At 34.3% G+C, this 12,766-nt stretch carries 12 protein-coding genes; 2 read left to right on the top strand and 10 right to left on the bottom strand.

What is annotated here, in order from left to right:
- Positions 1-178: 178 nt before the first annotated feature.
- Together F4W09_RS10715 and F4W09_RS10710 are read right to left on the bottom strand one after the other, a co-directional pair.
- Positions 179-1,456, bottom strand: coding sequence for a hypothetical protein (locus tag F4W09_RS10715; protein ID WP_151504790.1), 1,278 nt, complete (start codon positions 1,454-1,456; stop codon positions 179-181).
- 146 nt (positions 1,457-1,602) lie between these two features.
- Positions 1,603-2,427: a hypothetical protein gene (locus F4W09_RS10710; RefSeq protein WP_151504789.1), complete on the bottom strand. Its 825-nt coding sequence runs from the start codon at positions 2,425-2,427 to the stop codon at positions 1,603-1,605.
- A 143-nt stretch (positions 2,428-2,570) separates the two neighbouring features.
- On the opposite strand from F4W09_RS10710, the gene F4W09_RS10705 reads away from it, so the two are divergent.
- The gene (locus F4W09_RS10705; protein ID WP_151504788.1) at positions 2,571-2,843 is read left to right on the top strand and encodes a pyocin activator PrtN family protein; all 273 of its coding nucleotides are present in this window, start codon (positions 2,571-2,573) and stop codon (positions 2,841-2,843) included.
- A gap of 70 nt (positions 2,844-2,913) precedes the next feature.
- Here F4W09_RS10705 and F4W09_RS10700 read toward each other — a convergent pair whose 3' ends face one another.
- From F4W09_RS10700 to F4W09_RS10675, 6 genes are all read right to left on the bottom strand, one after another.
- Positions 2,914-5,040 carry a peptidase domain-containing ABC transporter gene (locus tag F4W09_RS10700; protein ID WP_151504787.1) on the bottom strand — a complete coding sequence of 709 codons (2,127 nt, stop codon included), beginning with the start codon at positions 5,038-5,040 and terminating at the stop codon, positions 2,914-2,916.
- Positions 5,041-5,043: 3 nt separating this feature from the next.
- Complete coding sequence (locus F4W09_RS10695) at positions 5,044-6,309, bottom strand: HlyD family secretion protein (RefSeq protein WP_151504786.1); 1,266 nt, start codon at positions 6,307-6,309, stop codon at positions 5,044-5,046.
- Between the two features lie 8 nt (positions 6,310-6,317).
- A complete protein-coding gene (locus F4W09_RS10690; protein ID WP_151504785.1) occupies positions 6,318-7,466 on the bottom strand; it encodes a JmjC domain-containing protein in 1,149 nt (382 codons plus the stop codon).
- 71 nt (positions 7,467-7,537) lie between these two features.
- Positions 7,538-7,822, bottom strand: coding sequence for a hypothetical protein (locus tag F4W09_RS10685; protein WP_151504784.1), 285 nt, complete (start codon positions 7,820-7,822; stop codon positions 7,538-7,540).
- Between the two features lie 10 nt (positions 7,823-7,832).
- Positions 7,833-8,144: a hypothetical protein gene (locus F4W09_RS10680; RefSeq protein ID WP_151504783.1), complete on the bottom strand. Its 312-nt coding sequence runs from the start codon at positions 8,142-8,144 to the stop codon at positions 7,833-7,835.
- 188 nt (positions 8,145-8,332) lie between these two features.
- Positions 8,333-9,481, bottom strand: coding sequence for a site-specific integrase (locus F4W09_RS10675; RefSeq protein ID WP_151504782.1), 1,149 nt, complete (start codon positions 9,479-9,481; stop codon positions 8,333-8,335).
- A 133-nt stretch (positions 9,482-9,614) separates the two neighbouring features.
- Between F4W09_RS10675 and dusA the strand changes: the two genes are divergently transcribed.
- Positions 9,615-10,631 carry a tRNA dihydrouridine(20/20a) synthase DusA gene (dusA, locus tag F4W09_RS10670; RefSeq protein ID WP_151504781.1) on the top strand — a complete coding sequence of 339 codons (1,017 nt, stop codon included), beginning with the start codon at positions 9,615-9,617 and terminating at the stop codon, positions 10,629-10,631.
- A 67-nt stretch (positions 10,632-10,698) separates the two neighbouring features.
- Here dusA and F4W09_RS10665 read toward each other — a convergent pair whose 3' ends face one another.
- Together F4W09_RS10665 and F4W09_RS10660 are read right to left on the bottom strand one after the other, a co-directional pair.
- Complete coding sequence (locus F4W09_RS10665; RefSeq protein WP_151504780.1) at positions 10,699-11,589, bottom strand: LysR family transcriptional regulator; 891 nt, start codon at positions 11,587-11,589, stop codon at positions 10,699-10,701.
- A gap of 400 nt (positions 11,590-11,989) precedes the next feature.
- Positions 11,990-12,757: a tRNA threonylcarbamoyladenosine dehydratase gene (locus tag F4W09_RS10660; RefSeq protein WP_016166167.1), complete on the bottom strand. Its 768-nt coding sequence runs from the start codon at positions 12,755-12,757 to the stop codon at positions 11,990-11,992.
- Between the last annotated feature and the right edge of the window lie 9 nt (positions 12,758-12,766).

Genomic DNA, 12,766 nt, shown 5'->3' with positions numbered 1-12,766 from the left:
CCCATATATATGAGTAAAGAATCAAGTAATAATAAAATAAGATATTGATAAGTATATAATTAGTATTAAATATAATAACTTTAATAACCCGCTAAGCTCTATCTATGGCTTAACAATGAATTGGTTAGACGGACTGAGCATAAAACACATGACTTAACCTAACAGATTAAAGCTAAAGTTAATTTAATGGTTTCTTCAAATGCCCTCTAAACGAACGTGAGAAACTATATTGTAAATTTTCAATACGATAAATGCCTCGTTCACTCTTTTTCTTTTTGTCTTCTGGTAGATGTTCAAAGATAAAAATCTGCAACTCTGCTGGAAAGAAAAACTTCTCTGAAAGTGTTATATAGTTAATCACTCGATCACTGAAATCTGAAATAAGTTGATTATTGTTCTTACCAATTCTACATATCGGCACTCGTAAGCTTTTTTTGGACTCACTGATATTGCTCATTTCCGCAGTGAAGAATAGATGACTGTACTTCTTTGTTCTTCGCGTAAAATTGAAACTCTCCCAGGAATGAATCATTGTATGTACAATGCTTAGTTGCTCCTCGGCAAGTTTGTCTTCCACAAAAAAAACTACTCGGAAATAAAAATCATTCTTGCCATCATATTCCCAGGTTCCCATGTAGCCAACAATAGACTTAAGATTTGAATTTGATCTAAATGAGTTGAAAAAATCCTTTTTTATTTCAGCAAAATTAAACTTCCCATCGCTTGGCCCTTTAATAAAGAAATTTAAAGAAAAAAGGTATAGTTTTTTATAAGTACAAAGCAAATCAATAAAGTACTTATCAAACTTCCTTTTCTTTTCTTGAAAAGAGCTATCTAAGTTTTGGGTATGTCGAACAGCTGCTAATTTTTCCTTATAGGTTGACACTTTTTTGTTTAAAAACTCGATAACTTCAGTGTGTAACTCTGGCATCGTATCTAATTTTCGCCCTTCTGCTTGCTCAACTCGTTTATAAAACATCCTTAACTTCAAATTCATATTTCTTTCATCTGGACTCACCAAGACATAGGAATTGTTTAACTTTCTCAATTCCCTAAAATTAGCATCATTCTTATCAAAAAAAAGACCAATTCTTGGGCTTAATTCATTCACCGAATAAATTTCGAACTGTGCCAAATAGGTTAAATTGCCAAAAACAGAACTTAGCATTAATTCGTCTTTTGCATATTGTGTTGGGTAAAAAACCTTTTCTGGTTGTTCAAAATTTTTCAGTGTTGCTCCTTCTTTAGTTCGAACAAATAAAGGACCAGACACAAATAAGTCCGATTTTAACCCTTCAATTTTATTTAGAAAAACTTCAACATTTCTCAATTTTTCTAGATTAGTCATCCATTGCTCTTCAATAAGTTTTGGATGATAAAAACCACTTACACGCCAACGAGCGATCATTTCATCAAAAGTATTATTAATAACCCTTTCTTTTGCGGAAAAATTCAAATTAGATCCCACTAAAACAATTACTTAGATCCAATAAATAACATGTTTTTGTATATCATATAAGTGATTTTGTTCAACTAGAGCACAACTTTGTTTAAAAAAAAATTTAACATTAAATTAAATATAATAATAAAAAGTTATAAATTTTATTTTATAGCAATAACCAACTTTAACAATTTTTCATTTTTTCTTAAATTGTTCATCAATACTTCATCTAAATAAATTGTATTGAATGGGCTTTTATTCTTTAAGGCATAAGACAAATCATTTGACTGAAGCATATGTTCTAACTGGCGGTTTTCTTCAACCAATTCACTTTGCTGTTTTTGCACATGGTGACGTTTGTAATATTTAAAATCCGTATCAGTACCATGAATAAGCAACTGATCATTTGTCTCAATATATTTTTTATTTTCTTCAATTTTGCTTATAATTTGCTGGCGATCATACTCAAGAAACCTATTTTTCAACTCAGGCAATATGTCTCGTACTGCTGCATTCACACTCGACCATTTACCCTGAATTGCGGCTCTTTCTTTCAATAAATCATAAAAAATTGCTAATTTGGGGTACACGGTTTTTTCATAGCGCATCCGCATATTACGAATACCTTTAACCTTATTTTTAATTTTTGGCCGCATAATCGCAGCATAGTCAATTCCCATTCGCTCATAATCACGCATAAATTGCTTAAAAGCGACTTGCGTTTCTTTTATGCATTCGTCGTTGTAGTTTTTGATTATGTGCACCAAGTCGCTCAAAAGCGCCTGAAAATCAGATCCTTTTAAAATAATAGAATTACAAGTACATTCTTGGTTCAAATCCATATGTGCAAAAATTTTCTTTTTTTCTTGATTACTATACTCAGACCGGTAAGGCATACACCCCTCTACATTGAAGTAGCATAAATAATTATGAAAAACCTCTTCTAGCATTTCACCGATTTCAACGGCTAATTGATTATTCTCCATACAACCACCATACTTATATTTTTCATACACTTAAATAACAATTCTAATAGAGTAAAATAATACCTGTCTAGCATTACTGACCTATGTACTTATACAACAATACACTGCATCCATATATCGCACTTCATACAAGCTGATACAAAATGGATGCACTCAAACTTAACACTATTGACTATTTATTTATCAAATATAGATCAATGACGGTCGAGCTGATGACAATAGTTACAGACTATTATCCTCACCTTAGTAAAGCTGAAGCATTGAGAAAGGCAAATAATCAAGAATTTCCTTTCTCAGTATTCAAAATCGATAAAAGTAAACGCGCACCATTTCTGGTGCACATTAAAGATTTCGCCGATGTTTTAGATAAGCAATATTTTGAGGCTTCCAAAGATTACACTACATTTCATCGATGAGGCTAAACACCTCATCTATTTACTATCCCATTAACTGAGCACTCCACAATTAGTCAAATATAATTAAAAGCTAAGAATCAATTATTTGATCATTAACAATATTCCCGTTTTGCATCGTAATCACCCTATCAACTGATGTGATTGTTTCTGGTCGATGCGCAATTATTATTCGGGTAATATTTAATGACTTAATCATCTTGTTAATTTCTTTTTCTTTAATTATATCTAAGTGGCTAGTCGCTTCATCCAAGAAAAGGATTTTAGGCTTCTTATAAAGTGCCCGCGCCAATAATATTCTTTGCTTTTGTCCTCCAGAAAGTACATTTCCCATATCCCCCACTAAAGTTTGATATCCCATTGGCATAGATATAATCTCATCATGAATTGCAGCCATTCGAGAACACTCTTCAACCCAATTTTGTTGCACATTCTGATCAAAAAAACTAATATTTTCTAATATTGATCCTGCGAATAAAACATCATCTTGAGCAACATAAGCAACTTGAGCCCTAAGCCTATTTTTCGCGATACTTTTTATACTTTGCCCACAAACCTTAATGTCACCGTGAACTGGTTTTAAGTTACCTAATAGCAAATTCATAAGAGTTGTTTTACCACAACCGGTAGGTCCGATAATAGCTAAAGATTGGGCTTCAGGAACATAAAAATTTAGACCATTAATTATCCAAGGCTCATCATCAGAATATCTGAACTTCAATGATCTTACTTTAATTTCTGTCGTAATATTCCCTTCATTAAAATCAGAATCTAACAAGATGCTATCTGCTTTTTCTGGATCAGATAGAACTATGTCAGCTAAGCGCTCTCCATGTAGAGTAAGCATTTTAACTTCAACAAATTTATCTATCAGTGAACTAACTCTACTTCCGAATTGATTTTTATAGGCAAGGAATGCCATTAAAATACCAACTGTAAATTCACCATTTATTACAAGGTTTGCTCCTACCCATATAATAATAATATTCTGTAAGCCAAATAATAATGTATTCACAAACTCAAACATTAAGTTAAGCTTTTGAGTAATTAGTCCAGCATTAATTTGCTCCACAAATAGACTTAACCATGTTGCCTGTCTCATGTCCTGTTTTTCAAATTGTTTTATTGTTTTTATACCTCGCATGGTTTCCATGAAATGTGTATTTTGCTTTGCTGCATGAACAATTTGATTTTCTGTAGCTTTTCTTAGTGGTGCATACCAAATCCAGCGGATGATTGCATATAAAACCATACTTATCACAGCGATCATTGCTAATTTGGGACTATAAACAAACATCAGAACAAGTGTCAAAATGGTCATTAGACCATCAAGAATAGCTGTAATAAACGATGTAGTTAATGTTCTTTGAATTGCATCTATAGAACCAAATCGAGAAATAATATCACCAAGGTGGCGTTTCTGAAAAAAACTAGTTGGTAAATTTATTAAATGATGAAAAATATTTGCTTTCCATTGTACATTCAATGTGGTTGACATATGCATAATAACCCAAGACTGTAAAAGGCTAATCAAACTACTTAGAGCCATCAATAAACCAAAACCAATTGCTAAAGTAGTTAGAAGGTTCAAATCTGCAGAGACAATTGCATGGTCAATTACCCACTGCATAAAGAATGGGCTAATTATGGCAAACACTTCTAGAACTAATGCTAAGATTAAAATTTGACCCAATGATTTCCATAATCCACGAATTTCACCAAAGAGATTAAATATCTTGATACTAGTTTTATCTTTTTTTTCCTCAAAATTGGAATCAGGCCATAATTCCAAAGCAATTCCTGTAAAATGTAACGATACTTCTGAGTGACTAAGCTGCCTCTCACCAGATGCAGGGTCTATAATTGTAACTTTTGTTCTTGATACACTTTTTAATACAACAAAATGATTCATGTCCCAATGGAGAATACAAGGTAATCTCAGCTTATTTAGCTCATCAAGTTCCAACTTTAACGGACGTGCAACTAAGTGTAATTGGTTTGCAATTCTAATTAAGGTTGTAAGTGTTATCCCCTTTTGTGAAATTGGATACTTTTGTCTTAAAGTAAATAAATCCGAGTCATAACCGTAATAACCTGCAATGATTGCTAAACAAGCTAAGCCACATTCAGAGGATTCCGTTTGCAATATTACAGGGACTTTTCTTCCTAAACCAAAAGAAAGGCGGTCAAGATAACGCATAAATTAAAGTTTTCCTGTAATACTAAACAACGGCTCTAATACCCACTCATATAATTGGCGAGTTTCATGCATGATATCTCCTTCAAGCACCATACCTGCTTGTAATGGCATATCATGACCGTAAGCCTTTACAGTCTGTTGTTCTAATTCTACTCTTACTAGGTAGACAGGCTCATTACTTAGTTGTTCTTGTGCTGAAATTGTGCCTATAGTTTTTAAATCTTGACTTGCCACAGCAGTCTTTGCTACTGACAGAATTTTTGCTTTAGCATGCCCAAATTTTTGATACGGATAGGCTTTGTATCTAAGTAAAACAAGATCACCCGCTTTGATGAAACCAATTGCATGACTGGGTACATAAAGTTGTGCTATCAAAGATGTATTTTCAGGAAGAATTGTACTTAATGGTTTCGATAAATCAATAAATTGGCCAACCTCTGCGTTAACATTGCCGATAATTCCTGACGTATGGGCATATACAGCGATACGTTGTTTTGATTGCATTTCAATTAACTCTTGTGTATTAGTCGACAACAAACGCTCTAACTCTTCTATTTCGTTATTTTGTTTGTTTTTTAATCCCGCTAGGTTTATTTGGAGCTCGTTCAATTGTTTTTGAAATGTAATTTTTTCACGCTCTAATGACTCATATTGAGTAATCTCACTTAATAAGTCTGTTTTTTTAGCTTCATATTCTTCAAAAGACACCGCATTCTGGCTAAGTGCATTCGCATAGCGTCGTTGATTTATTTTCGCCAAATCGACACGACTTATTTGGTTAATAATTAAATTTTCTATTTTCATTAAGTTTTCTTTAGATAAATTTATTTGATTGAGAGTAACTTCTCTTTCATTTTGATGAAGTTGATGTAACCTCAAAATTTCATTTTGAATCGAAAGCTCTTTTAATTTCGTCTGCGCTGATAATGCGGCTGCTGTATCACCATGCTCGCCATAGCTTGTGATTGAAATAACAAAGAGAATATCCCCTTTCTTTACCGCCTTCCCTTCATAAATATTTTTTTTAACTACAACTCCTTGATGGGTAGGATAAACTTGAATCAATCCCGACTGAGGGGTGAGTTGACCTTTCACAGTGCTTCGCTTGGTGTAAGTACCAAATATTGAAAATAAAATAATTACGAAACCTGCACACATTGCACAACCAGTCAAAAACGTAAAACTAAATGGACGAGAGAGAACAATACTTCCAGTCCATTTAATTTTTTGGGAGTCTAATGCTTCTTTACGAAATAAATTTGAACTCATTTAATTGATTACTTCACAAGTCCAATAACATTTTCTAATGCAAGCTTAAATAGGAGTTTATTTACTTTTTCTGAAGAATAAGAATCAAACTTAGAGGATACTTCTGCAACAGACGAGTAAGGATTATCAAATAAATATTGTATGAGCTCTAAACTTATAGTATCTACATTTACTTTATTACCATTAATAATCACAAATCCTTCTTCAAAAAAATAAATTAAATTTGCATTTAGACAAATTTTTTGATTTATATTTAACTCTTGGACTTTACAATTTCCAAGTACATCCAAGGATAAAGTAGAAGCTACATGATGATTCTGTAGATGATGCGCCATAAAACTCTGATAATATTCTTTTTCTTTTAAAATTTCAGAAAACTTTTCATTGATTCCATCAAGTAAAGCTTTATCACATTCAAAATTAGTAAAGTTATTTCTGGATTCTAATATGGCAGGAATAAAATTCTGTAACCATTGCATATATTCAAAGCCTGTAGGAGCAAACGATGCAATAGCCAAATGGAATGTTTCTTCGTCAAGTGGTAATGGATCATGCCACCAACCACGTGGAATATATAATATATCACCTGCTTCAAGAACAACATCCATATAAACCTCTTCTGGCTCTTGAATATCAGAAAAGTATTTGGTTTGTTGCATATATAGAGGCAATTCAAAATTTGGTTTTTTAAGAATCCAACGCTTTCTTCCCAATAACTGCACAGCATAAACATCTCGTGTATCCCAATGACTTTTATAAGATGACTTAGAGCTAAATGCAGCATAACCACCTGTAATCGTATGAGCCTCAGCGAAACTAGAAATTTGTCGACTAAAATTATCTATAATCGGTTCATTTTTAATTCTATTGTAAACTAATGTTGCACCTTTTCTTAAGTAATCATACAAATTAGATGTAATATATCTATATTCTTTTACGCCTAAATTATCATAAGCTTCAATATATTCCTCTTTAGATACCTCATAGCCATTCATAAGCTTCAAATCCCGATGGGAAATATCTGCTCTACTATAAATCTCATTTACATCAGACCAAGAAAAACCCTTATAATCAAATACTTGTTTAAAAATCAATGGTTTTTTATATAGAAATTCGCGCTTAAACACATCTTTATTAATATTAAACTCAATTAACATATTTACCCCAAAAAATAAAAGCTGCCTGACCAGAATGTCAGGCAAAAATTAACAATGATAAAAACTATTTATTAGTAATTTCCACCATCCTTTCCGTAATTAGTACCATCATTACAATAGTCGTTGCCATCAGATGTTAATTTATCAATACCTGTAGCTATCCAAGATTGGACAGGTGTATGTTTATTAATTAAATTTCCGACAGCATAACCAGCTGAAAATGCTCTTGCTAAAGGTATAACTCTAGTTGCAGCATTAATAACATGTGCACTCACTGGTGGCTTATAATTTTTAAAATCATCAGGACCTACAGCTCCTGACACTAAATCTAATTCTTTTAACGTTAAATTTCTCAACAGAAAATTCCTATACAAAAAAGTCTAAAATTATGCTTAATATTATTAAAAAGAATCCAATTCTACCTAAAACATGTGCGAATACCCCTATCGGTGATAGATAATTAATTTCAAGTTTAAAAATATTATTTAAAGTCACTTTCATATTTAAATTTTCATAAGTCATTAGAACACCTAGTTCAATGAATATTAAAAACAACCCTATTAGACTTATAATACTAACTATATCAAGTTCATTTTTTAAAAATACTAATTGAAAAGCAAAAGCAAGTGATATAAAAGCCAAGAGGAAGGAAATATACTTAAAATATTTTTCTGACAAAAAATACTCCTTATGAGTCTTATCTTTAGAATTTCATGCATTCTAAACGAGAATAAAACCCATTTAAAGTATTGACATTGAGAATTATTATTATTTTCTTTTACTTTTTTTTATTTTCTTAATATCAAGAAACAATACTTAAGGAAATCTAAAAAAATACTGTTTTTTATCCATCAATTTCTACAATATTAAAATTCAGCAATAAGTTGTTGCACATCATCCCAATGTATAATATTTCTTCTCGGCTTCACAGATACATAGCGCTGTAAACTACTCCAAGAATCATGCAAGCTTACTTTCTGAATTTCTGGGATGGTAAAACTCTGTTCTGCTAGTCGAGTGCAACCTTCATGCCTTAAGTCATGAAAGCGTAAATCTTCAATACCCAATATTTTACAAGCTTCTCTGAACTCTTTACCCAAACTTTTAGGATTCAAGGGTAATAGTAAATTTTCATCATGCCCAAGCTTCAACATCCGTTCACGAACTTCTGACTGCTTTAATCTTTTAATCATTTCCTTACAAGGATCAAGGACATCAAATGATTTATGATTACCTTTAGAGCCATTTGGATTTTTTAGATCATGCACTTTCCATGTTGAGTGATGTGAATCATAATCTCGAAGAAATAATCGTGTTAATTCAGCTTCACGTCTGCATGAGAAAATAGCAAACCACATAATCAAATGCATTGGATACTTAGAACCATAACGGTTTAGCTTCCATCGCTCTGTAAAATACTTCGTCAATGCAATCAGCTCATCCGTTGAAGGAAGTCTGTCTCTTTTTTGACTAGATGATATTTGGCGTGTTTTTCTTAACTGAGCCGTAGCCTTATCAAAACCATTTAAATCAATATCCATTTCCCACATAACAGCAGCATGAGAAAGTACACCACGGATATGTAAAAGCTCATGTTGCTGCGTACTAGTCGCAATAGGCTCAAGTTCCAAATGAGGCACTCCTCCCTTCCTTAAAGCAACATGCTCGGCCAAATGTACTGATTTTATTTTTGTGATAATATTGCGCGCAATTGGTAGCTTCTTAATTAAGAGCAGAGAATAGCGTTTCGTCCTTCCGTACTCGCTCCCGACTTCATCCAAATATTTATCTATGGCATCTGATAGAGTCAAATCAATCAGCTTTTCTTTGCCAAGCAAAATATCAGGATTTTCTTGAATTTCGACTTCTCGTTTCTTAACCCAGTTTTCAGCTAACTTCTTTGAGTGAAATGTTTTACTTTCAGAGAACGTAGGAAAGCCCTTTCGATTGATTCGAATCGCAGCACGATAGTTAACTTTACCATCTGCACCTTTCCTTGCTGTAATTGACCCCATAATTTACACCACAACCTGTTTTTTTGATTATGGTGTAAAATTTGGTGTAAATGCAAACCGATTAACCCACTTAAACACAGGTTAGAACAGATTCGCGCAGGTTGCGAAATATAGATTAAAGGTATGATTTTTAATGACTATTAACAAAAACATTGAAAACACTCAATCTCCGCGAATCAGTGTTGCACCGATGATGGATTGGACAACCAAAGACTACCGTTTTTTTGCGCGTTTATTTAACCCTAATGTGATTTTATATACCGAAATGGTCACTACTGGTGCCATTCTTTTTGGTGATGCCAAACGCCATCTTGACTTTAACCATGAAGAATACCCTATCGTTTTGCAGCTCGGTGGCTCAAACCCCAAAGACCTTGCAACCTGTAGCAAAATGGCGCAAGACTGGGGCTATGATGAAATTAACTTGAATGTTGGCTGCCCAAGCGACCGCGTACAAAATAATAAGATTGGCGCATGTTTAATGGCAGAGCCTGACTTAGTCGCAGAATGTATTGCCGAAATGCGCAATGCAGTGGATATTCCTGTCACCGTAAAACATCGTATCGGCATTGATGACATGCACTCATATGAAGAAATGCTGCATTTTGTCGATACAGTCGCTAAAACAGGTTGTGATAATTTTATCGTGCATGCGCGTATTGCGTTATTACAGGGTTTATCTCCAAAAGAAAACCGGGAAGTTCCTCCGCTGCGTTATGAAGATGTCTATCGCCTCAAGCAGGAACGCCCAGAATTACTTATCGAAATTAACGGCGGAATTAAAACCTTTGCCGAAACAGAACAACATTTACAGCATGTAGATGGTGTCATGATTGGTCGTGAAGCCTATCACAACCCATATTTATTGGCAGAACTTGGACAACTTTGGCAACTGGATGCACCAGACCGTTTTGAAATTATGGAGCAAATGCTGCCTTATATTTCGAAACGCATGGCTGAAGGTGCACCTTTGTCAATTTTGACTCGTCATATTCTCGGTTTATTCCAGAACTTGCCAGGTGCACGCAAGTGGCGTCAGGCACTCAGCGGTGGCAATGCCAAAACATTTGCTGATGTAGAAAATGCAATCATCAACATTAAAGAAGCGATGAAACGAACTGAGGATTATTTACGAGAACAATCCGTCTAATCACAATTCAAGATTTACTCTGTTAAAAAACTCGGTATCTGGTGAATCTAACGATGATCTTTAGAGATCATCGTTGCAAATGATGTCGTAAATATTCAGCACTTTTCTGTATCACTTCATCTGCATTTTTATTCCAAATCATTACGACATCGGACAAACTATTTGCAGCCTCTAAAGGAATGAGCCTCACTTGTTCAGGCAAAATATCAGTAAATTCTTCTGGAACAATACAAATTCCAATCTCGGCGGCAACCAACTGAAGTTGGGACACTTTACGAGACTGAATCGGTGCTTTTTGAGGTGTAAAACCCGCACCGAGACAAAGGTTTGAGACTAAATAACTGAGCCCACCCCGTTCAGCATGCGGTGTCGAGACAAACTTTTCGTGTCTTAACTGCTGAATTTTGATGCTTTTCTCCATCGCCAAAATATGGCTTGGATACAGGGCAACATACAAGGGCTCATGGTAAAGCTTTTCTACATGTAACTCATCTAGGTGATTTAAAACAGGGGGACGAATAAAACCGACATCAATATGACCCGTCTTGAGCGCTAGAACCTGATCTTCTGAAGATAAAGTATTCAGCTCAAAATGCACATTGAGATGCCTTGAAGCTTGATTAAATACTTTGACTTTTTCGAAACTCATTGTAACGGTACTTGAGTGTGCAATTTTAATGAGTCGATTTTTACCATCTGCAATATCTTTAGATTTTTCAATAATATGTTCTAAGTTCAATACATTATTTTTAAGCTGAGCATAAAAAAATTGCCCCGCTTTGGTCAGCTTTATTTTTTTATCAGCCCGATTAAAAATTTCAAATCCAACTTCTTCTTCCAAAAGCTTGATCTGTCGGCTCAAAGCAGATTGGGCAATGAATAACTTTTCAGAAGCCGCGATAAAACCGCCTTCCTCAACAATGCTAATCAGATAATTAAATTGCTTAAGTGTTGCCATTATCATCTCAAAATTAGATTAACAGTTATTTTTTCTATATTAGATTAGATCAATTAATTTAACTAGACTGGGCTTAAGTAGCTTAGATAAGAGAAAGAAAATGGGTTTATCCAAACAAATATTGGTGCTAATTGGCATCATCGGTGCGCTTCTATTGCTCAATTTTTACGATGGTTTTATTTCGAAACAAACGGGAAAAAGCACACAGCCAATCGAGTGGTCTTTTTTACAAGACTAATTTCTATCGATGCTTCAACTATATTCATTCGTAGGCGTCTTTTAAGAACTTGATAAGTTTAAAAACTCTTTTCTTTTTTCTATTCATTTAAATTTTTTATCAGCTATGGGTGACATAAATATATTGATCTATGTCGCCCAATTAAACCTAAAATCAGCCTTGTTACTTCGCTTTGATGTGATCTAATTTTTTTAGTACTTCTGCGACTGCAATCATGGCAAAACTAGACGTGACCACGACTGCTGAACCATAACCGCCACAGCGCAAACCCGCGCTTGGACAAACATCGGCACTCGAAAATGGATTATCAATCGAATACACACAAGTAATTCCAAATTTTTCTTTAGGTTTTTTACAAATCCCTTTCGAACGCAATTGCGCACGCAATTTGGCTAACATCGGATCTTGTTCAGTTTTGGATAAATCTGCGACTCGAATTTTTAGTGGATCAAGCTTACCGCCAGCTCCTCCCGAAACAATTAACGGAATTTTATTAAAACGGCAATGTAACATCAGCGCCAATTTGGCTTTGACATCATCAATGCAGTCTAAAATTAAATCAGGGGCATTGCTGAGCAACTCTTTGACATTGTCTGGCGTTAAATAATCATCAATCAGATTAATTTTAATTTTCGGATTAATTGAGCGGCAACGTTCTGCCATGACTTCAATTTTTTCACAGCCCAGTGTTGATGTCATCGCAGGTAATTGACGATTAATATTTGAGGCTGCAACCACATCCATATCGACCAAGGTCAGCTCACCAATACCTGTACGCGCCAAGGCTTCCACTGCCCAAGAACCAACGCCACCAATTCCAATCACCATGACATGACTTTGTTCATACCCTTGAAATGCTGGTTCTCCATAAATTTTAGCTACGCCAGCAAAACGGCGGTCATATTCATCATCTAGGAGTAAATCAGTCATAGGGAGATC

It is taken from the genome of Acinetobacter tandoii (genome assembly GCF_008867985.1).
Taxonomy (GTDB): domain Bacteria; phylum Pseudomonadota; class Gammaproteobacteria; order Pseudomonadales; family Moraxellaceae; genus Acinetobacter; species Acinetobacter tandoii.
Note: the sequence above shows the minus strand (reverse complement) of the source record. Positions and strands in the feature narration are given on the sequence as shown.